At 56.7% G+C, this 19,118-nt stretch carries 21 protein-coding genes and 1 pseudogene; 15 read left to right on the top strand and 7 right to left on the bottom strand.

Features of this window, described 5'->3' with window-relative positions:
* Positions 1–37 precede the first annotated feature (37 nt).
* Entirely contained in the window at positions 38–1,027 is a 990-nt protein-coding gene (locus ACZ49R_RS11095; RefSeq protein WP_464733145.1) for an ATP-binding protein, read from the top strand.
* Here the strand turns inward: ACZ49R_RS11095 and ACZ49R_RS11090 are convergent.
* The 3 genes from ACZ49R_RS11090 to ACZ49R_RS11080 form a co-directional block, all read right to left on the bottom strand.
* The gene (locus tag ACZ49R_RS11090; protein ID WP_011763507.1) at positions 1,024–1,467 is read right to left on the bottom strand and encodes a (2Fe-2S)-binding protein; all 444 of its coding nucleotides are present in this window, start codon (positions 1,465–1,467) and stop codon (positions 1,024–1,026) included. The genes ACZ49R_RS11095 and ACZ49R_RS11090 overlap by 4 nt on opposite strands.
* A complete protein-coding gene (locus tag ACZ49R_RS11085; RefSeq protein ID WP_464733144.1) occupies positions 1,464–2,282 on the bottom strand; it encodes an FAD binding domain-containing protein in 819 nt (272 codons plus the stop codon). The genes ACZ49R_RS11090 and ACZ49R_RS11085 overlap by 4 nt, the downstream gene beginning before the upstream one ends.
* A gap of 250 nt (positions 2,283–2,532) precedes the next feature.
* A complete protein-coding gene (locus ACZ49R_RS11080) occupies positions 2,533–3,285 on the bottom strand; it encodes a prephenate dehydrogenase/arogenate dehydrogenase family protein (protein WP_464733143.1) in 753 nt (250 codons plus the stop codon).
* Between the two features lie 74 nt (positions 3,286–3,359).
* Here ACZ49R_RS11080 and ACZ49R_RS11075 point away from each other — a divergent pair, with 74 nt between their 5' ends.
* From ACZ49R_RS11075 to ACZ49R_RS11040, 8 genes are all read left to right on the top strand, one after another.
* The gene (locus ACZ49R_RS11075) at positions 3,360–3,938 is read left to right on the top strand and encodes a hypothetical protein (protein ID WP_464733142.1); all 579 of its coding nucleotides are present in this window, start codon (positions 3,360–3,362) and stop codon (positions 3,936–3,938) included.
* Between the two features lie 173 nt (positions 3,939–4,111).
* Entirely contained in the window at positions 4,112–4,684 is a 573-nt protein-coding gene (locus tag ACZ49R_RS11070; RefSeq protein WP_464733141.1) for a hypothetical protein, read from the top strand.
* Complete coding sequence (locus ACZ49R_RS11065) at positions 4,684–5,922, top strand: hypothetical protein (protein WP_464733140.1); 1,239 nt, start codon at positions 4,684–4,686, stop codon at positions 5,920–5,922. Before ACZ49R_RS11070 ends, ACZ49R_RS11065 begins: the two co-directional genes overlap by 1 nt.
* 29 nt (positions 5,923–5,951) lie before the next feature.
* Positions 5,952–6,353, top strand: coding sequence for a hypothetical protein (locus ACZ49R_RS11060; RefSeq protein WP_464733139.1), 402 nt, complete (start codon positions 5,952–5,954; stop codon positions 6,351–6,353).
* A gap of 1 nt (position 6,354) precedes the next feature.
* Entirely contained in the window at positions 6,355–6,717 is a 363-nt protein-coding gene (locus ACZ49R_RS11055) for a hypothetical protein (protein WP_012350163.1), read from the top strand.
* Positions 6,718–6,754: 37 nt separating this feature from the next.
* Positions 6,755–7,420, top strand: a complete 666-nt coding sequence (locus ACZ49R_RS11050; RefSeq protein ID WP_464734133.1) for an ArsR family transcriptional regulator — start codon at positions 6,755–6,757, stop codon at positions 7,418–7,420.
* Positions 7,417–9,735 (top strand): hypothetical protein, encoded by a 2,319-nt coding sequence (locus ACZ49R_RS11045; RefSeq protein ID WP_464733138.1) that lies wholly within the window; start codon positions 7,417–7,419, stop codon positions 9,733–9,735. Before ACZ49R_RS11050 ends, ACZ49R_RS11045 begins: the two co-directional genes overlap by 4 nt.
* 1 nt (position 9,736) lies before the next feature.
* Positions 9,737–10,276 carry a hypothetical protein gene (locus tag ACZ49R_RS11040; protein WP_464733137.1) on the top strand — a complete coding sequence of 180 codons (540 nt, stop codon included), beginning with the start codon at positions 9,737–9,739 and terminating at the stop codon, positions 10,274–10,276.
* On the opposite strand, the gene ACZ49R_RS11035 is transcribed toward ACZ49R_RS11040, so the two are convergent.
* Together ACZ49R_RS11035 and ACZ49R_RS11030 are read right to left on the bottom strand one after the other, a co-directional pair.
* The gene (locus ACZ49R_RS11035; RefSeq protein WP_464733136.1) at positions 10,265–11,152 is read right to left on the bottom strand and encodes a chorismate mutase; all 888 of its coding nucleotides are present in this window, start codon (positions 11,150–11,152) and stop codon (positions 10,265–10,267) included. The two genes, ACZ49R_RS11040 and ACZ49R_RS11035, sit on opposite strands and share 12 nt — an antisense overlap.
* A complete protein-coding gene (locus tag ACZ49R_RS11030; protein ID WP_464733135.1) occupies positions 11,127–12,044 on the bottom strand; it encodes a GP88 family protein in 918 nt (305 codons plus the stop codon). Before ACZ49R_RS11030 ends, ACZ49R_RS11035 begins: the two co-directional genes overlap by 26 nt.
* Positions 12,045–12,067: 23 nt before the next feature.
* Between ACZ49R_RS11030 and ACZ49R_RS11025 the strand changes: the two genes are divergently transcribed.
* The 3 genes and pseudogenes from ACZ49R_RS11025 to ACZ49R_RS11015 all read left to right on the top strand — a co-directional run.
* Complete coding sequence (locus tag ACZ49R_RS11025) at positions 12,068–13,072, top strand: pyridoxal phosphate-dependent aminotransferase (RefSeq protein ID WP_464733134.1); 1,005 nt, start codon at positions 12,068–12,070, stop codon at positions 13,070–13,072.
* 18 nt (positions 13,073–13,090) lie between these two features.
* On the top strand, positions 13,091–13,906 hold the full coding sequence (locus ACZ49R_RS11020; RefSeq protein WP_011763516.1) for a shikimate kinase: 816 nt from the start codon (positions 13,091–13,093) through the stop codon (positions 13,904–13,906).
* A gap of 244 nt (positions 13,907–14,150) precedes the next feature.
* Positions 14,151–14,355: pseudogene (locus ACZ49R_RS11015) on the top strand (zinc ribbon domain-containing protein); the annotation flags it as partial.
* A 79-nt stretch (positions 14,356–14,434) separates the two neighbouring features.
* Here the strand turns inward: ACZ49R_RS11015 and malA are convergent.
* Both malA and ACZ49R_RS11005 read right to left on the bottom strand, forming a co-directional pair.
* Positions 14,435–16,498, bottom strand: a complete 2,064-nt coding sequence (malA, locus tag ACZ49R_RS11010; protein ID WP_464733133.1) for an alpha-glucosidase MalA — start codon at positions 16,496–16,498, stop codon at positions 14,435–14,437.
* A 23-nt stretch (positions 16,499–16,521) separates the two neighbouring features.
* Positions 16,522–16,839 (bottom strand): DUF2175 domain-containing protein, encoded by a 318-nt coding sequence (locus ACZ49R_RS11005; protein WP_464733132.1) that lies wholly within the window; start codon positions 16,837–16,839, stop codon positions 16,522–16,524.
* A 66-nt stretch (positions 16,840–16,905) separates the two neighbouring features.
* Between ACZ49R_RS11005 and ACZ49R_RS11000 the strand changes: the two genes are divergently transcribed.
* Genes ACZ49R_RS11000 through ACZ49R_RS10990 form a run of 3 tightly spaced genes read left to right on the top strand, consistent with a single transcriptional unit; the run spans position 16,906 to position 19,032 of the window.
* Positions 16,906–17,922, top strand: a complete 1,017-nt coding sequence (locus ACZ49R_RS11000) for a 50S ribosomal protein L3 (protein WP_053240490.1) — start codon at positions 16,906–16,908, stop codon at positions 17,920–17,922.
* A 22-nt stretch (positions 17,923–17,944) separates the two neighbouring features.
* A complete protein-coding gene (rpl4p, locus tag ACZ49R_RS10995) occupies positions 17,945–18,790 on the top strand; it encodes a 50S ribosomal protein L4 (RefSeq protein WP_464733131.1) in 846 nt (281 codons plus the stop codon).
* Entirely contained in the window at positions 18,787–19,032 is a 246-nt protein-coding gene (locus ACZ49R_RS10990; protein WP_011763522.1) for a 50S ribosomal protein L23, read from the top strand. Before rpl4p ends, ACZ49R_RS10990 begins: the two co-directional genes overlap by 4 nt.
* Positions 19,033–19,118: the final 86 nt, after the last annotated feature.

The raw sequence follows: 19,118 nt of genomic DNA, 5'->3' as shown, positions 1-19,118 counted from the left end.
CCGTTATAAATATTAAAACGCAGATAGATAAACCAATGTGGACATTTTTGTCGGTCGCGCTCGCGAGCTTGGGTGGTTTAGGGAGGTTATGGGGGTGCAACATACCTACCCCTTTCTCCTCTACGGCCCTCTCGGCTGTGGTAAGACGACGCTGGCGCAGAAGGTCGCGGAGAGGGCGGAGGAGCTCTTTGGCGACGTGGTGGTTCTCTACATAAACGCGAGGGCGAAGAGGGCTGAAAACGCCCTCTTCACAAACGCGGTGCAGTGGCTGAAGGAGGCGCTTTCAAAATTCGCAAAGGCGGCGGCCGGCGAAGTAGGCGAGTTCTTGGCCAGAACCGCGGTAGACATCGCCCTATACTTCGTAGAAAAGACCTCCAAGGACATACTCCTCATCGTGGACGAATTCCACCGAGCCTACAGAGACGACCCAGTCGGCTGGGTCAAATACTACATGGATCTAATGGAACACCCCTCTCTGAGAGACGAAGAACTTAGAAACATAACACTCAACGTCGTCCTCATTACGTCGGAATACACGGCGGTGAGAGAAATCGCTCCGAAGCGCTACGCCGAGGTCTACATGGTTTGGAATCTGGCGCGGGAGGAGTTTAGAGAGCTCTACGAGGCGCTAAGCCCGCCAATAGATTTCGAGACGCTCTGGCGGACATGCGGAGGAAACCCAAGGTGTGTAGGCGACTTGAAGAGGGCGGGCTGGGACGTGGAGAGGTACGTAGATAGGTTGGCCGGCGACGTCTACCCCCTGGTCTACGAGGCGGCGAGGTATAAAGTACGCGACCTCCTTGCCGAGGTGGTTAAAGACCCCGACTTCCTCCACCACGCCGTCGACAGAGCAGACGGCGGGAAGCTACTACGCCTAGAGAAGCTACTGTATAGACACAACGCCCTGTTGGAGACAAGAGAGACCATCGCAGGTGGGAAGCCGCCGAGAGACCCCGCGCTCGGCGTCGGCGAACGCTACGCCTGGCACTGGCCAGCGCTAAAAGACGCAGTAGCCAAAGCGCTTTAGGAGTTTGCTACCTCTTTTACGGCCTCTACTATGTTTTGGTAGCCTGTGCATCTACAGAGCACCCCCGCGAGGCCCTCCGCTATCTCCTCAGCGGTTTTGGCACCCCTCTTGACGAGATAATAGGCTGTGAGAAGCATGCCGGAGGTGCAGAAGCCGCATTGCGCCGCGTGTTTCCTCTTAAACGCCTCCCTAAGTCTCTCCATGAGCTCGTCGCTGTACTCGGCCGTGTATATCTCTGCTCCATCTGCTTGCACAGCCAGCACGTTGCAGCTCTTGACCGGTCTCCCGTTCATCAACACGGTGCACGCGCCGCAAGTGGCAGTGTCACACCCCACGCGTACAGACTTGTAGCCGAGGTCTCTAAGGACGTGGACAAGCAGAGCCCTCGGTTCCACATCTACTTCATGCCAAATGCCGTTTACCCTCAGTCTCACCCTCATAGTCTCTCCAAAGCCCTTCTCACGGCCACGCTTAGGAGAGCCCTCCTATATTCCGCAGAGGCGCGGAAGTCCGACGGGGGGTCGGCTTCCTTAGCTGCAGTCTCTCCCGCCGCCGCGATGACGTCTTTACTCAGGGGCGACCCCGCCAGAAGGGTCTCCACCTTCCTAAGCCTCACTGGCCTATCCCCAGCGCCTAGAGCCGCTACCCGGGCCCACACGATGTGTCCCTCCTTCACCTCTGCGACAACCGCAGTCGCCACCAGAGCGAAATCGTTGTGCCGCCTGGAGAACTTAACGTACGCCCCCCTTTGGGGACATCTAAAGCTTACTCCCGCCACCAGCTCCCCCCTCTCCAGGGCGGTGAAGTAGGGTCCCCGGATGAAGTCATCAATGTCGACCTCTCTAACGCTGCCGGGCCCCACTACCTTGACCACCGCGCCAAGCGCCAGAAGTGCGGCGGGCCAGTCGCCCAGAGGGTCGGCGTGGGCGAGAGAGCCCCCCACCGTGCCCAGAGACCTCACCTGGGGGTCGCCTATGCGTAATGCGACTTGTCTCAAGAAGGGACAAGGAGAGTCCTCAAACTCGAAATGCCGCGCGAGAGCCCCCACCTTAACCACATCGCCGTATCTGACGTAGTGGAGCTCGGAGATTCTCCCGATGTCCACCAGGAGGCCATACCGCACAAGACGCAACTTAAGCAGAGGGACCAAGCTCTGGCCCCCCGCGATAGGCGCCGCGTCCTCTCTTCGCGAGAGGATTTCTACGGCCTCGGAGAGGGAGCCAGCTCGCACATATTCAAAAGCAGGCGGAAACATTGCAGAAGAATAGGCACCTGTTAAAAACGTTTATGAAGCCACGGCACGCATACAAGTCGTGTCTCAAGAGCGGGTCTCTGGCGTCGGGTCAAAGAGTCGCATCTAACGTAACTACATCACGCGTACTCCCTCGCCGCCGATCTCTATCGCAGACTGTTATGTAAAATATAAACTGTCTATTTCTCACCGCCCAGCCCCTATCAGAGTCCCAGATTCTTTCCGAAGTTAGAGACAAGAGGGTTTTAGCCACTCAGCCATAGAGGTCTTTCAGCGCCTCCAGCGCCTTGTAGAAGGCTTTGTATGCCGCGTCGGGGTCCAGCAAGGCCTTTGGCAAGTCGCCGCGGCTGAGGGCTTTTATGAACTCCTCCAGGGGGGCCTCTTCGGCGTATCTAGGCGCATTTGGGTCGCGCAGGAGGGAGAAGGCGTAGGCGGCTAGATATCTAAAGGAGGTGCCGCCGTATTTGAAGATCTCCTCGCCTGTCTCGGCGTAGATCCTTGCCAAGGCGAGACCTACCGCATAGCTAAGCGCGATGGTGCGGGAGACGTAGTAGTCGTGTTTTGCGAGATCTCCCCACTCTACCACGGCCCCCAGCTCGGACCAGAAGCGGAAGGCCTCCAGAGCCCCCTGTCTCCCCGGCACCTCCATGACGAGAACCCTCTGCCCCTTTATGGAAGGAGCTCCAGGGCCAAAAAGCGGGTGAACAGACGCGACCTTCGCGTCCAGCGGAAACTCGCTGTACGTCTCCACCACCCCCCTCTTAAACGTGGCGATATCCATAACCAGCCTACCGGAGGCCATGGGCGCGATCTCCCTAAGCACCTCCCTCGCTGCCCAAAAAGGCACGGCCACAATGACGACCTCGGCCCACCTAACCAGCTCCCCAAGCGTAGACACGTCAGACCTAGACCTATCCACGTCGTACACCAGCGTCTCGTGGAGAGCCGAGAGCTCCCGCCTAAGCCAAACCCCCATGGCCCCACCCCCCACAATCCCCACTTTCACATGTTGAGTTATCCAAAGACTTTAAAGTATACGGCGCAACGTTGAATATTTAAACCCCGGTGTACGTGATGCACATGGCGAGAAAAAAGAACTACAGACCTCTGGCAACGCTTGCGGCGTTGGCTGTAGCTGCGCTTGTGGCTGCCACAGTTACGTTTACCAACGTCACCTACTGGCTTATCAACGCCACTAAGCCGCCTGCCATGAAGTACCCCGGCACAGACACCGCCGTGGCCGGCGGCCAGTATGTCAAAGTCAGCTACTACTACGACAGCCAACGCGGCGTAAACATCACGAGGATCTCCATCATAGGCTTCACAGGAGACCCCACCAACTACACCTCCGTCATGAAGGTGTGCAACTACTACGGCACCACCCCCATAGTAGCCAACCTGGTGTGGGTAGGCCAGGTGGGCACCACCGGCTATGAGCAGTACATAAAGGCCTTCCTAGTCAAAGGCCCAGACGGCAAAGGCGTAGGCTTCGTAGGCACAACCACATACACCCAAGCAGGCCCCTACACCATCAACCCAGGTACCTGCATCGACATAGGAGCCTACGTCGCAATAGACCCAGCAATACCCCTAAACCTAGCCAACGGCCAGACAATACTCGGCACATACCAAGTAAACATACAAATGAGCCCACAGTAAACCCCCCTTTTCCCCAACCGCTCACTTCAAATCTCCCACCTTTTTTCCCGTCTCAAGCCTTTTTCTGCTATCATATTGAACCGAATTGGGTGTCGGGGTTGGAGGGCGCTACAGGTGACGGGTTTTTGTATGTCGCAACGTTAAAAATAAATATGGCGGAGTTTTCGGGGGTCATGAGTAGCGGGAGAAGGCTGGTGGTGTTGGCTGTGTTGCTGGGCGCAGCGGCGCTGTTTGCCACAGTGTCTATTCTGAACGTTACATATTGGTATGTAAACACCACGGCGCCTCCGGTTATTAAGTACGTGGGCAACGACACCTATGTGATGAACGGCACCTTTGTAAAGGCCGACTGGTACTACGACCCGAACACCGGCCTCAACATCACTAGGGTGTACGTCACGGGTGTGCCTGGCGACATTGTAAATATCACAAACGCGTTGAGGGTGTGCAACAGGTACAACGTGCCTGTGAAGATCAGGTTAGCCAGCGTCTCTATGTTACAGGACTACTACCCCAACAACGTCTACATTAGGTACATGGCCGTTAAGTTAGTCAGCCCCACTAACTCCACCGACAACCAGGCGGTGATTGTGAACGAAGCCGTTGTCGACCCCTCGACAGGCTATGTAACTCTGCAGCCAGGCCAGTGCGCCATCTTAGGCGTTGACCTCACCGTCGACGCCAACGCTCCATACTACCAGACCCTCGCCGCCTACCAGATAAACATCGAGAAGGTGCCCCAGTGATGAGCCGCGAGGCGGCGGCTAGAACACTCCTCTTTTTCCTCCCCACGCTCGTCTTCATAATCGCCTTGACGGCCCCCGGGGGCGACTACGCCTTTAGGACGGGCCCCCTGGGGGAGGTCCAGCCGGGCTCCCTCCCCTACTATGTTACAGTGGAGAACAAGACCCTGTATCTATACAGCTCTCCCTACGCGCCGTGGCTCTACCCCGGCGCTCTAGAGCTCAAGCTCTTCTACCCGACTAAGGTGTTGGTGTTTTCCACGTGCGGCGCTGTGGCCGCTGGGAAGCTGGGCGGGCAGCCCGGCGCCTACCCAGTAGACGTGGCTGTGCCCCCGGCGTTTCAGGGGGACTGCTGGGTCAACTTCACACACCCCTCTGGATGGCGTCAGGCGGTGCTCCTCCGGGTTAGGCTAGTGGACTGGTATCCCGGGGCCTCTGAGAGGGCAGTGGTGGAGCTAAACGGCTCCGGCTGGCAGTTTCTGCAGGTGGGGCAAGACGGTATGTTGTACATATGGGAGAGGCCGGTGGTTAGGCTGCCGGTGGCCGGCTGCGTCTTTGTGTACAACAAGTCGGTGCTCCTAACGGAGATCCTCCGCTATGTGGAGGCGGTGCCAAACGTTGTCCCGCCGGTCTACGTACCGTCGGAGGCCGGGGCCGCTAGATACGGCGCGTTTATACACCTCGAGGGGCCGGCGAAGCTCTACATATACGGCGCCCCCTGCCTCAGCCACAAGCCCTTAAACGCGACGCCGCCGCCTCCCCTGCGCGGGCGGCTGGGGGTCGTGCTCCCAACGCCGACGGGCCCGGTCTTCGACCAAGCGGAGGTTAACAACACGGCGGTTTTCAAGACGGGGCTTAGGGTTGTGAACTACAGCGTGGCGCCCGCCAGCGTGTACAAGCTCTACCTCTATACATACAGCACGCCGGTGGGCATGTGGGGCGCCGTGTTGAGGTACAACTTCGCCCTAACCGCATACCTCACCACCGAGATCTCCCTACTCTGGCCAGAGGGGGCGCGGTCTGTGGAAAAGAGGGGCGACGTCTGGGCGATACACACAGGCGGCGCGACCTACTGGGTCTACAGCAGAGCGCCGCCTCGCACAATCTGCGAGCCGCCCTGCGGAGTGCCGGCTGGCTGGGCGGACCCCATCTACGTCGTGGTGGATCCCACAGGCCGCTGGGGCAGCTGGCCAAGCGTTTTGTCAGTCAAGAGGGAGGTTCTGCAGCCGTGGAGACCGTAAAAAATTTTTGGGGGGACTTTCATAGACCTATGAATTGGGTTGCCCTCCTCGTCGGCGTGGCGGCCGGCATGGCCGTGGCCTTCGGCAGGGTATACGCCGAGAGTGCGGTGGCTAGGCACTTCGGCCTGGTGCCTCAGTTGCTTTTCAAACATAGAGACGTGCTTGTGCCCTTCTTAGTGTTGGCCACCGCCGCCAACATATACGCCGTGTGGATCACCGTGGCGTACGGCGGCATCTCCGCCTGGAGGCTCTCGGCCCTCATCGGCATGGGGCTTCTAGTCGCGGCGCAGATGATACAGCTCCACATTGCTCTACGCCCCACTAGGCATGATCTGCGGCTAGCATTGCTGTCGTGTGCGCCGTATGTATACCTCTTCGCACTTTATATAGCAGCCCTGGCCACGGGGAGGTACAGCCTCTGGCTGTTTTAGTATGAACTTCGCAGAGACGATGCTGATCTCGGCGGCGGGGGGCGCCATAGCGGCGCTGGCCCCCCTGGTGTACATCATGTACTACGGCAGGCCCACCACCTTCACCGTGTGGACCGGCGCCGTCGTGTCCTTCATAGGCGGCTTCATCTTCACGCTCCTCGCCGCCCAGTGGCCCCTCTTCTACGCCAGATTTACATACCTACTAGCCCTCGCCCTCCTCCTCACCTCCATAGCCTACACCTACTGGGGGATGTACAGGAGGAGGTGGTTCGCGTACCTCTTCGCCGCGGCGGCGTGGATATACATAATACTGCTGGCGCTGGTGGCTAAGGCCCTCGGCCTAGGCGACCCCTTCATCGCCTAACAACGTTAAATATAAATTGGGGGACGGTACTGTGGATGTGAACATCACAGTATTCCTCGTCCTTGCGCCGCTCGCCGCCTGGATGTACCCAGTGTACGTGCCGCCTAACTCCACCGCCTATATACACGCGGATCTGCCCCCAGCGCTCTGCAACGTGACCGGCACATTCCAGATAGACAAGCCCACGACTGTGGCCTGCGTAAACACGGCGCTACAGCCGACCCCCCTCAGGGGGAGCCTCTCCGTCGAGTACCCCACGCCGCCGCCGCAGCCTCCGCCCCCAGCGCCCGAGGCGCCTATAGTGGCCGTGGCCGCCGGGGCCGCGGCGGCCGCCGGATTAAGCCACCTGGCGAGCAACAGGAGGGAGCTACTGGCCGCCCCCGTGGTAGCCATAGCCGCGAGGGTGAAGAGGGCCACCGCAGAGGACCCGACGCGGAGGGAGATACTAAACGTCGTGGAGAAGATGGGCGCCGCCACCCTCTCCCAGATAGCAAAGGCCACGGGAAGGGGCTGGGGGGCTGTGCAGTGGCACCTCTACGTCCTCGAGCGGGAGGGGAGGGTTAGGTCTGTGAGGATCGGACCCTTCACCTACTACTACGTCAACCCGAGAGCCGCCGCGGAGGTCATCCTATCCTCGGTTGATCCGGGGACCCTCTCGCCCGAGGATAGAGAAAAGCTTGATCTAATGGCTTCCTCGCTATGAGGTATGCCGCCGCCCTCCTGGCTCTGCTGGGCGCCTTGGCGGCTTTGGCAGTTCTCTCCTTTTTAAACGTGGTGCAGACCGCCGTAAACGCCTCTCTTGCGCCGGTCGCCAAGGAGCTAAACGGCTCGGTCTACCCCCTGGCGAAGGCTTGGTACAGCTACGCCGGCTTCTACAACGTGACGTACTACTACATGAGGTTTGTCCCTGGGTGGCCCGAGCTATACACCGTAGGCCTATTCGCGCCGAGGCAGACCGGCTGGCAGAGCTGGCTGGAGGCCGTGGGGAGGTCGGGCACTGGGCAGTACGCCATAGCCCTAGGCGGCCAGGTGCAGATAACCCAGAGCCAGAACTCGGGCCCCCCCGTGGCCATAAGCCAAAACACGCCCCTCCAGTGGCAGACCCTCGCCACCCAGCGCTACTCGGTCCTAGCCCGCGCCTGGTTTAAACAGGGGGGGATAACCGCCGTCCAGCTGGTCAACTTCACAGCAGAGCCGATGTCTAAGCTCTACAGCCAGACCTTCTCATGCGGCACTACGACGTATGTGGAACAGTTTTACTACTGCACAACGCAGACCTTCTCCTACAGCGACAGCTTCAGCTACACGACCCTGCCCCCCTACATCACCAAATACCTAAACTACGACCCCACAACCGTCACGGTACCCCCCGTCTCAATAGACACGACAAACAGCCCCACGACCCCCCCAAGCCTCAAGACGCAGGTGGACACACGGTCGACTGGTGCGGCTATAATAGCCGCTGTGTACAACACGGCGGCGAGGTGGGGCTTGATACAGTCCTACGGCACCACAGTCGCCGTAAGCCTAAAGTACCAGAGGGATACAGATGATACTCGAAATAACGTCGCATACATATCTATAGCGGTGGATACAAACGGCGATGGGAGACCAGATGTGGAGCTTATATACTACTACTACGATATAACTGACGAAGACGAAAATGGTGCAATCTATTCGGTGTTTGTAAACCCGGGGGCCTACCTCGCCAGTGTGTCGTCTACCGGCGGTTTAAGATACGCGGCTGGCGTGTCGAATGGCACTACTTACTACTTCTACCGCATGGGCTCCATGACGTCTGGCTCAACCTACAGCTTTAGTAGAACGCTGGCTGTCAGCGGCTACATAGTGGCCGTGGCCTTCGTCGTAGTTGACCCCTCTGACTACGCCTCTGGCTCCCCCGACGGCGATTTCTGGGTGTGGTGGGACGACTTTAAGATAAGCGGGACGGGGACTGTCTGTAGCCTGCCGGGTAACGTCGCCGTGTACACCAGAGGCTACAACTACACCCAGGTGTATATAGCCCCCGGCGTGGGGAACCCAGCGCCTTCTCTAGCTACTGAGGTGGATGCCTACGGCGCCTCCGGCAACCCCCAGACGGATTGGGGAGCCGCCGTCGCGGTCTACAAGCTGGCTCAGCCAGTCCCAGCCCTCGGCACCACCGTCTCCGTCTGGGGGCTCTACCAGAAGGATGCCAACGACGTCTCTAACAACGTGGCGTATGTCTCCATCGGCGTGGACGTCAACGGAGATGGCCAGGTGGATAAGGAGTACATCCTCTACAGAAGCGACACGGGAGGAGGCCCCGGCGCCATAGTGTCGGCCTTCTTCAAAGACTCAGCCGGAAACCCAGTCTACGTATGTACAGTAGACACCACCGGCGCCTGCGCCGCCACAGACCCCCGCTTCGTCGTAATAAACCTCGGCGCTATGACAAGCGGCAGTAGCTACACCTGGAGCTACACCCTAAACGACCAAGGCGCGGTGGTGGCCATAGCTCTAGCCGCCACAGACGGCAGCCGCTACGGCGAAGGATACAGCGGCGACGTCTGGGTGTACTGGGATAACCTGCAGCTTCAATACAGCGCGTGTCCTCTCCCCGCCGGCTGGAGTGTCTCGGGCGCCTACGCCTGGCAGTCGTATAATTACCTCCTGGCCTCTGGGAGCGTGGCTGTGTACATGGGGCTCGTCGCCGGTGGGCTTACCTATGTGTCTAACTTCACGGGGGTTGGGGCCTACGTGGTTTTTGACTCCTCTCTCACGCCGATTTTCGGCGTCTCCATAAGCGGTAGCGGCTTCTCAGCCCTATGCGGCTCCTCCGCCGTCTCGCTTGGCTCTCTGCCGTCGGCTAGGTGGGTTGAGCTTAGACCTCTCTCGGGGCTAGGCGACATAATCGTGAGAGACCAGTACGGAAACATCCTAGCTAGATACGGCTGCCCCTACGCCGCGGTGCCGCAGTACATAGGGTACAAAACCACAAACACCCTCAAAATATACAACATAACAGCGCTGGGCTAACATGACAGAAAAGACGGCGCAGGCCGGGGAGATGAGGCAACAAGCCGAGGAGGTCGAGGAGAGGAGGCGGGGCGCCGTGTTGATCATACTAGGCCTGGCGGCCCTCCTGGGGGCCTTCTGGGGCGGCTTGATCTTGCCCGCCGCGGCGGGTGGGGGCGCGGGCGTCGGCGGCGTTGGGCCCGAGGCGGTGGGGGTGGGCAACGTGGTGTTGGTTGGGTTCAACGGGACTCAGAGGTTTGTGGTTTGGGCTCCTCCTGGGTCCGTGGTGGTTTGGGATGTGGCTTTCTGCAACGTGGCAGATGGCGACGTGGTGGCCTCTGTGAAGCTTGTCGATCTGCCTCGGGAGTTTAGGCGTTTTAGGTTCTATGTGAACGGGAGTTGGTTTGGGTGGGATGGGGTTAATATGACTGGGTGGAGCGGCGTCTTCCGCCGGGGCTTGTGTCTGCCGGGGAAGCTGGAGGTTCTGGTGGATGGCCGGGCGGCGCCCGGCGGGGTTTACGCGGCTAGGGCTCAAGTCGAGGCGAGGCCGCTAGGCGACTAGTTGTACCGCCTTGCACATCTGCACCACCAGCTCGAAGATCTGTTTAAAGTCGCCCGCCCTCTTCAAGACCTGGGCCTCTCTGACGTCGTCGTAAATGGGGAGGCCGGCGGACTTCTTTATCTTCCCCATGTCGCGGCACACCTCCAGCCTCCTCTTGAGGAGGTACATGAGGGCGCCGTCTATCCAGTCCAGCGCCTCCCTCAGCGCCGGCAGACCCTCCCCTCCGGGGGCGGCCCCTATGCCTAGGAGCGCGGCGTAGTAGGCGTCTAGGGATATCTGGCCAGGCGCCGTCGTCTCGCCCAGCGATACGTACATGATGGGGCTCCCCAGGGCCGCCGCCGCCAGCCTGGTGTAGGCCCCGGCCGGCCCCATGGCAAAGGCCACCGTCGGTTTCTCCACGGCGCCGATTAGGGAGAGCACGGCGAGGCCGTCCCGGGGCTCTCTGGCGTAGGTGACTATCTTCACCACGTCGCCCAAGGCCGCCGCCTCCCGGGCCCAGGAGAGGAGGGTCTCATACGGGGGGGTCCCGCCGAAGTCGTGTCTGCTGGCTATCAGCTTTGTCCTCCCCCTGGCGGCCGCCACCTGCCCAGCCGCCGGCGCGGCGGCCTCCACGTCTATGAAGTGGGGCGTCAGCTCCAGGAGCTTTAGGTAGAGGGCCGCCCTCTCCTCCTCGGTGCCCCGCCAAGCGCCCCCCTCCTCCCTCCTCCTGACGGTGAATATGACTGTCCTCCTCGCTACCGCCTCCTCCAACGCGGGCTTCGTCTCGGCGAGTGAGGTCTCTAGGTAATCGAGCCTTAGCTCGAGGCAGGAAACAGGGGAGTCCAGAGCTCTATATATATCTGTCGGCTTTCTAACTGGTACTGCGCCGCATATCAATACCCCATGTCTTACGATATGGAGGATCTTTAAAATATTTAGCCGTGCGCCAGCAGACGCCGCACTGGACGCACTGGGGCCCGCTGGAGAACTCCTCTGGGTCGAAGACCACCCTCCTGGCCAGCGGGCCGAGGGCGGCTCTAAGCTGTGCGCGAATCTTCTGGGGATCGTCTCTAGGCGCGTGTTGGACATGGTTTAAGAAAAGGAGGAGCACGGCCCCGGTGTTCTCCAGTATGTAGCGGATGGGACCTACGTCCTCTCCCGGCGTATATACATAGGTTATGAGGCCCCTCCCAAGCTCGCGCCATGTCTCAACTGCTTTTATGTAATTGTACGGATCCGCGCTTATGTGTATGACTAAGTTCTCCGGCGTTTCAACACGCCTTATTAAGTCTAGGGATTTGGTGTATGTGTAGAAGATCTTGTCCGGCCGCCTTCCCGCCGCCTCTGCCCACTTCTCTAGGTAGGCCCTGCTGTAGAAGTCGCCGCTTACGTGTAGTCTAACGACGGGATGTGGGATCTTCGCCAAGTAGCTCAGTACAACGTCTACGAAGTCGTCTCTCTGCGAAAGTAGGTAAGAGGCGGCCTCCCGCACGTGAGCGCGCCAGTTGGCCACCTCGTATATGGCGTAGCACCACCTTAGGCAGAAGGGCGTGTGGCCGGGGCACGTCGCCACCGGCGGCAGAGAGAAAAACGGCATCTCCCCCAGCTTCCTATTGCCTATGGTGAAGGGGCCGGCCCACCACCTCCCCACGCCCACAAGCGCCGGTTCGTAGGGCGTCTTCTCTAAACAGCGGAGGTCGCCGCGGCACCTCGCCCAGACCTCTGCCAGATCTGCCGCAAGCTCGCTTTCGACAAGCCGCTGGGCCTCTTCTACGCGCCACAGCCTCATATTTATTAAATGTGGCTATTGTTATGGATTTTTCGCTTGTTTTAAGGCGCATAGGCGAGGCGGCGCCGAGGCATAGGCTAGACATTGGGGATCCGGATCTGCCGCCGCCGCCCGAGCTGGTGGAGGCCCTTAGGGGGGGCGGGGACTTTAGATACGGCCCTCCTGAGGGCCTCCCAGAGTTTAGAGAGGCGGTGGCCGAGGTCTTTAAGGCAGATCCCAGCGAGGTGGTGGCAGTGGCCGGGGGGAGACACGGCCTTGCCGCCCTTATGTGGATCTTTAGGAAGAGACGCCTCTTGACCACCTCCCCCTTCTACCCCGGCTACTTCGACATCGCTGGGGTCTTCGGGCTGGAGCTCAGCCTTGTGGAGGGAGGCGACGGGTGGATCCCCAACTTCGCCGAGCGGGGGGTCTACGTGGTGAACTACCCCAACAACCCCACGGGAGCCGTCCTGCCGAGGGAGAAGGTAAGGGAGCTTGTCGACGTGGCTGAGTTCGTGATCAGCGACGAGATCTATAGAGATATCGTGTTTACTGAGTTTGTATCTCCGGCGGAGCTCTCTCCCTCTTCAGTCGCCGTTGTATATAGCTTCTCTAAGGTGTTTTCTGTGCCTGGGCTGAGGGTTGGAGCTGTGATTGCGCCGAGGGATATCGCTAGGGAGGTGGCGAGGTTCAACAGAGCCACAATAAACGTCGCCCCCACCCCGGCCCAGAGGGCGGTGGCGTCTGTAATCGACGTATTGCCAAGGCGGAGAAGAGAGATCTCCCAGGCCTACTTGAGGAGGGTAGAGCTGGCGCTGTCTGAACTAAGGCTGAAGTTTGTAAAGCCAGGCGGCGCCTTTTACATATTTCCTCAAGTTGGCGACGACGTTAAATGTTTTGAATCTGCACTGACTGAGGGAGTGTCTGTCTTGCCTGGCTCTCTATACGGGAGGGGGGGCTATGTGAGAATTGCGCTTGTAGAGCCGGAGGAGGGGCTTAGAGAGGCCTTTTCTGCCCTAAATAGGGCGTGTGGGAGAGACGATAAATAAATAGGTTGGCATATATACGTGGTCTGCGCCACTGGATGTGCCTACGGCGGGGGTACTATAATTAATGCGATTGCCACAGGCCACGGTGCGGCTTTCCCCATTTCGCTAAAGATATCTGCCAGAGTCTGTACGTCGGATAAGTTCGAGGTCTCCACTTATGCAGACGTAGACATCTCGCCAGTGAAGCGGATAGTGGAGAAGGTCGCAGAGAGATTCGGCCTTGGACCCCTCTCGGTAGAGATTTCTGGCGATCTTCCAACGGCGGGTGGGCTGAAGTCTAGTAGCGCCGTCGTAAACGCTATTATAATTGCTACAACAAAACTAGCGGGCGCCCGGCTGGACCTCTTCGACGTTGCGCGTCTAAACGCAGAGCTCAGCAGGTGGGCTGGTATAAGCGTGACGGGCGCTTTTGACGACGCGGTGGCAAGCGCCACTGGGCGTAGCTATTTGACCGATAACTACAAGATGCTTGTGATTAGGGATCTGGACGTGTCTGGGAGGGCAGTTGTGTTAATCCCACCGTATGAAAAGAGGAGGTATAGACTAGAGGAGATGAGGTCGCTCGCGCCGGTCATTAGAACTGCAGTGGCCTACGCGGGGTTGGGCATGTGGAGAGAAGCCATGTTGATAAACGCAATTGCATATGGCTACGCCCTGGGCTACCCCCCGGGGCCTACGTTAGAAGCTTTAAGACTAGGCGCTGTCGGCGGCGTATCGGGTACTGGCCCCTCCCACGTCTTTATTTCAGACGAGCCCGAAAGACTTGCAGAAGTACTTGCTAAATATGGAAAAGTCTACGTAGTGGATATACCCCAATCTGCTCCCCTTTGTTAGACTGGCCTTCCCCGGGGGCTCGGGGCATGTCCGGAGCCGTGGCCCTGGGCGCGGGGTCCGGCCGTGCCTGGGCGGACGGGCTCGACAGACGCAACAGCCGGCAGAGTCCCCAAGGCCGGTTGGCTCATATGAGCGACATTAAAGGTGTGATGGTCGCCGGAGTGGGGAGAGCGGGTTGTTACTTTTGGCTAGCCCCCGTGTGTCTTCTATAAGCAGATATTTCAGCCCATCCACATACAAGGCCATGTACACATACAGAACGCTGAAGGTGGAGATACCGCGGCAGTTGATAGAGGAGCGACTTTGTGACAAGGATGCACTTGGCCGTTGAGGAGTATGTGAAGAGATTGCTCAAGGAGACCACGGGACAAGAAGAGCCCAAGTTAACTACGGAAGAGTTAGACTGTCTCCTCACGCTAGACAGACGCGAGATGACACTCAATCTTCTTGTACGTCTCCTACGTGAGGCCTGTCTCCGATAGTCAAAGTAGCCGTTCTGTCTTATAAACAAAAGGCGATGTCTGATAGTCACTGGGTTTTTGTATGTGAGATAGCTACATATGACCCTAGTTTTGTAGTCACGGCGCGCCGTGGCTTGCCACTAATTATAATTTCTACAAGCTTTTCGCCTAGTATATGTATATTGGGCCATTCTGTCTCTATTCTATTACCTGTGCGGACGATAGTTATAGGCCCCCCCTCTGTATATATTGTCCATTTGCCTTCGCCATATATTAACAACTCGTCTTCAGTTGGCACAGCTGAGCCAAACCTTATGTATAAAGGCATATCGGCTTCTGACGTAATCCAGCTTGGGCCTAGGTGCGCCTTCCCCGTGGCTAAATCTAGCCATATGCCTCTTGGCAGATATACATCTCTATGTCTCGCCCCCTTGTCAACTATTGGGGCATACAGCAAGTAGGAGCCCACCATATATTCGTCATATATCTTAAATGTGTCTTCATCATCTGGAAACTCAAGTCCCAGAGGTCTTACAATTGGATGGCCATATAGATGCGCCTCCCAGACAAGATGCCAGAGATATGGGAGGAATTTTATTCTCATTTTTATAGCTTCTAAAGCCATATGGCGATATTTGGCGGGGAGTCTTGTAATTTCTACATCTGGCGTGCCTTTGTCTCTATGTATTCTATATATTGGGAAAAAGGCCGCTGCTTGATACCACCTGGCCACAAGTTCGTAATCCCCCAGACCTGCGAAACCACCTACGTCACATCCTACGTAAGGCACGCCAGAGGCAGAGAGACCGAGGACTGTCATGAGGGTTAATCTAAGGCCTTCCCAAGTGCTTGGGACATCCCCAGTCCATAAAGCCGCGTATTTCTGTATTCCCAAATATCCAGACCTAGATAATATAAAGGGCTCTTTCCCAGCGGACTTTAACCCATTGTATGTCGCCTCGGCTTGGAAATATGGGTAGAGCCCCCTCACTTTTTCATGGGGTGTCTTGACCCCCTCTACTAAATGGTAGGCGCCGCGCGGCGCTTTGCAATACAGCTCCTCTCTAGTTAATGGGTGTGGCGTTGCGCCTGCAATAGCGTATATCCTAGATCTGGAGGTAACTACGTCGCAGTTAAAGACCGTGGGCTCGTTCATATCTAGCCAAATCCCATCAATGCCGTAGGTTGTGACAAAATCGGCGATGTGTGACGCCCAAAGTTCTCTACATCTGGGGTTTAAGAAATCTGGCAGTATAGAAAGCCCGGGCCACCCCCTTCCGAGATATATCTCGTTGTTTTCTGTAACAAGGGCGCAGTCTAGAAATTTTTCAAAGGGCTTGTATCTTGGCTCCGCTTTTATATATGGATCTACTATAGTAACCACATGTATCCCAAGTGTGTGTAACTCTTCTACAAAGCCTCTAGGGTCTGGAAATTTCTTTAAATCCCAAGTAAACTGTTTATAACTGTCCATATAGTCTATGTCAAGGTATATTGCGTCAAGAGGGGCTGTCTGTATTACCTCTTTTATAACTTCTAGCACTGCGTCTTGAGGCTCGTAGCTATATCGCGATAGATGTACGCCAAGCGCCCACTTGGGCAGTAGAAACGGTTTTCCAGTCACTTCGCTGTATACATTATATACTTCAAGTGGCGTTGGGCCAAAGAGTATGTAAAGCTCTGGCTTATCCTCCACCTCTACAACCACCTCATTATATCTAGAGAATCCAATGTCGACAACGCCATAGGCTGGACTGTTAATTATGATTCCGACTGCAATGCCGCCGTCTATAAACACAAGAAGAGGTATAGACGCATAGAGAGGATCCATGCCGAGTTGATACCCATACAGGTCGTTGTTAAATAGAATAAACCGTCCCCTACGTCTATCAGGCGGATAAGCCCTCGTGCCTAGGCCAAAGACATGTTCACGTGGCCCTAGTCTCTTGTGGACGACGACGCCGTCTGCCGACTGCTCAATCTGGAGCTCGACGTTGATATTACAACATTCGGCTCTGAGTGCTCTACCGTCAAATGAAGCGAGAGGTGTCGGATCTCCCGTTGGGAGAGAGAAAGAGAGTAGCTGTCTCCCCAGGGTTAATTTTACACTTTTCCTACCTAGCTCGATCACTAGGCTTTTCTTATCTAACGTTTTTAAACCACTGTAGCGATTTTATTTGTAAGTTTTGCGGCTGTGGCCTCGAGTTGTCTCCTAATTTCCAAGATCTCCTTCTTGGTTTCCTCGTTTTGTGCTATCTGTTCTAGCTCTTTTAACAACACAATGCCCTCGTGGATATAGTGGTCCAGGCGTAGTAACACCGCTAAGTCAACATTGCGGTAGATCTTAGGCGCAATTTCACGTTCCCAACACTCCCAATGCACAGGCCCCTTACTGTAGAAAGTGAAGAGCTGGCCCTCTATTATGTCATCGCCACAGATTACACATTTCCAACGTTTACGCATATAGCACATATCGTGTTCCTTTTTTAAATATCGTCTCGCTACTAAAGTTTATAAACTGTCTCTATGTCACGCGCCATGGGTTTAAAGATTAATAGGCCGCGCCGCGGCTCGATGGGGGTATATCCGAGGAAGCGCGCGGCGGATATTGTGCCTAGGGTGCGGACTTGGCCAGAGGTAAATCTCGGCAAGCCAACTCTGCTGGGTTTCGCGGCGTATAAAGCCGGCATGTTGCACGCGGTGGTCGTAGAGGATAGGCCGACGAGCCCCCTGTACGGCAAAGAGGTGGTCAAGGCGGTTACTGTGCTAGACGCGCCGCCGCTCTTTATATGGGGCTTTAGGCTCTACACCCTGGATCCTACCAACGGCTACAAGAGATCTATCGCTGAGGTGTGGGCGCCCGAGCTCCCGGCATATCTCAGACGGGTGTTGACGCTCCCCGAGAAAGTAGATGTAGATAAGCAGATGAAGAAGGTGGAGGAGTTTAAAGACGTAGCTGTAGACGTGAGGGCGTTGGTGGCCACTCAGCCCCATCTCTCGGGCATTGGCAAGAAGACGCCGGAGCTTCTAGAAATACCTATCGGCGGGGTCCCCAGCGTAGACGAGAGGATAAAATTCGCCGTTTCTCTCCTGGGCAAAACCGTGTCACCGAAGGAGGTCTTCACGGCGGGGCAGCTCGTTGACGTAATCGCCGTCACTAAGGGCAAGGGATACCAGGGCGTGATCAAGAGGTTTGGAGTTACCATACTCCCTCGCTGGCATAAACACAGGAAGGGCCACAGGAGGACGGGAACTATAGGGCCGCAAGCTCCTGCGGTCATGTTTACACAGCCGAGGCCCGGCCAGATGGGATTCCACCAGCGCACTGAGTACAACAAGAGGATTATAAAAATTGGGGACAACGGCGCCGAGATCACGCCCAAGTCAGGCTTCCTCCATTATGGAGTGGTCAAGGGGCCCTACATACTTATACAAGGCACCGTGCCTGGGGCTAGGAAGAGACTTGTCGTATTAAGATACCCAGTCAGACCGCCGAAGAAGGCGCCGCCTGCGGCGGAGCCTCAAGTGGTGTGGATAAGCTCTCAAAGTATTTAAATAGGACTGTATAGACGCCGTGATGATGGATCTGCTGTTGAAGTTTAAACAGCTGGATCTAAGCCCCTATATACAGCCGGGCGAGAGACCGCCTGAGAAGCTAAAGGTATATGGGCGTGACGGGGCGTATGTTGCTGATATAGATCCGCCGGTTCACTTCATAGAGCCGGTGAGGCCCGACATAATCAGGAGAGCCTATCTTAGCGCTCTCTCGGCGAGATTTCAGCCTAAGGGCGTCTACGAGGGCGCCGGCAAGGAGCACAGCTGTGAGTCCTTCGGCGTAGGTCTCGGCATCGCTAGAATCCCGAGGTACAAGGGCTCGTTGTGGCCGCGCGGCTGTTTTGCCCCCAACACCCGCGGCGGGAGGAGGGCACACCCGCCGAAGGTAGAGAAGAAGCTCCATGAGGAGATAAACAAGAAAGAGAAGAACTTTGCTATTCGGTCTGCTATTGCTGCAACGGCGTATAAATCGTGGGTTATGGCTAGAGGTCACATAATTGACAAAGTCCCCTCTCTGCCTCTTGTAGTTGTAAGCGACGTTGAAAACATAAGTAAGGCGAAAGAGGCAAAAAAGCTGTTTGAAGTCCTTGGCCTGTGGCCCGATGTAGAGAGGGCCGCAGAAGGTGTTAAAATTAGGGCTGGCAAGGGGAAGATGAGAGGTAGGCGCTATAAGGAGCCTAAAAGCGTATTAGTCGTAGTCTCTAGCTCTAAAGCCCCCTTGGTTTTTGCTGTTAGAAACTTTCCAGGTGTGGACGTGGTATCTGTAGACAATTTAAATATGCTTGTCTTAGCTCCTGGCGGCGCCCCTGGCAGACTAACTCTCTGGACTACGACAGCGATAGAGAAGCTCCGCGGGCTGTTTCTATGATCAAGCGGTTTGTAATCACAGAGAAGACTATCCGTCTTGCTGAGAAGGAGAATAAGATAACTGTAGTTGTTGAAAGATGGGCAACAAAGAAGCAGATAGCCGATGAAATCCAGCGGCTTTACAACGTCAAGGTTGAGAAGGTAAATACACTCATAACGCCCAGGGGCGAGAAGAAGGCGTATGTAAAACTCGCCAAAGAATACAACGCAATGGATTTATTAAGTCGGCTGGGCGTATTGTAATTGTCGTTAACAGCTCAGCTCGTGGATTCGTCTTCATCTATCAGAACTAAAGACCTACATCACCTACCTTTAAACCCTCTTTCCTA

The sequence above is a fragment of the Pyrobaculum organotrophum genome (assembly GCF_055384425.1).
This window is presented reverse-complemented; position numbering and strand designations above follow the sequence as displayed.

Excerpts from the sequence above, each read along its gene's own strand:
- ACZ49R_RS11045 (WP_464733138.1), top strand. The coding sequence starts at position 7,417 with ATGAGGTATGCCGCCGCCCTCCTGGCTCTGCTGGGCGCCTTGGCGGCT.
- ACZ49R_RS11005 (WP_464733132.1), bottom strand. The coding sequence starts at position 16,839 with ATGTGCTATATGCGTAAACGTTGGAAATGTGTAATCTGTGGCGATGAC.
- ACZ49R_RS11040 (WP_464733137.1), top strand. The coding sequence starts at position 9,737 with ATGACAGAAAAGACGGCGCAGGCCGGGGAGATGAGGCAACAAGCCGAG.
- ACZ49R_RS11030 (WP_464733135.1), bottom strand. The coding sequence starts at position 12,044 with ATGAGGCTGTGGCGCGTAGAAGAGGCCCAGCGGCTTGTCGAAAGCGAG.
- ACZ49R_RS11065 (WP_464733140.1), top strand. The coding sequence starts at position 4,684 with ATGAGCCGCGAGGCGGCGGCTAGAACACTCCTCTTTTTCCTCCCCACG.
- ACZ49R_RS11085 (WP_464733144.1), bottom strand. The coding sequence starts at position 2,282 with ATGTTTCCGCCTGCTTTTGAATATGTGCGAGCTGGCTCCCTCTCCGAG.
- ACZ49R_RS11090 (WP_011763507.1), bottom strand. The coding sequence starts at position 1,467 with ATGAGGGTGAGACTGAGGGTAAACGGCATTTGGCATGAAGTAGATGTG.
- ACZ49R_RS10990 (WP_011763522.1), top strand. The coding sequence starts at position 18,787 with ATGATCAAGCGGTTTGTAATCACAGAGAAGACTATCCGTCTTGCTGAG.
- ACZ49R_RS11000 (WP_053240490.1), top strand. The coding sequence starts at position 16,906 with ATGGGTTTAAAGATTAATAGGCCGCGCCGCGGCTCGATGGGGGTATAT.
- ACZ49R_RS11055 (WP_012350163.1), top strand. The coding sequence starts at position 6,355 with ATGAACTTCGCAGAGACGATGCTGATCTCGGCGGCGGGGGGCGCCATA.
- ACZ49R_RS11075 (WP_464733142.1), top strand. The coding sequence starts at position 3,360 with ATGGCGAGAAAAAAGAACTACAGACCTCTGGCAACGCTTGCGGCGTTG.
- rpl4p (WP_464733131.1), top strand. The coding sequence starts at position 17,945 with ATGATGGATCTGCTGTTGAAGTTTAAACAGCTGGATCTAAGCCCCTAT.
- ACZ49R_RS11025 (WP_464733134.1), top strand. The coding sequence starts at position 12,068 with ATGGATTTTTCGCTTGTTTTAAGGCGCATAGGCGAGGCGGCGCCGAGG.
- ACZ49R_RS11070 (WP_464733141.1), top strand. The coding sequence starts at position 4,112 with ATGAGTAGCGGGAGAAGGCTGGTGGTGTTGGCTGTGTTGCTGGGCGCA.
- ACZ49R_RS11060 (WP_464733139.1), top strand. The coding sequence starts at position 5,952 with ATGAATTGGGTTGCCCTCCTCGTCGGCGTGGCGGCCGGCATGGCCGTG.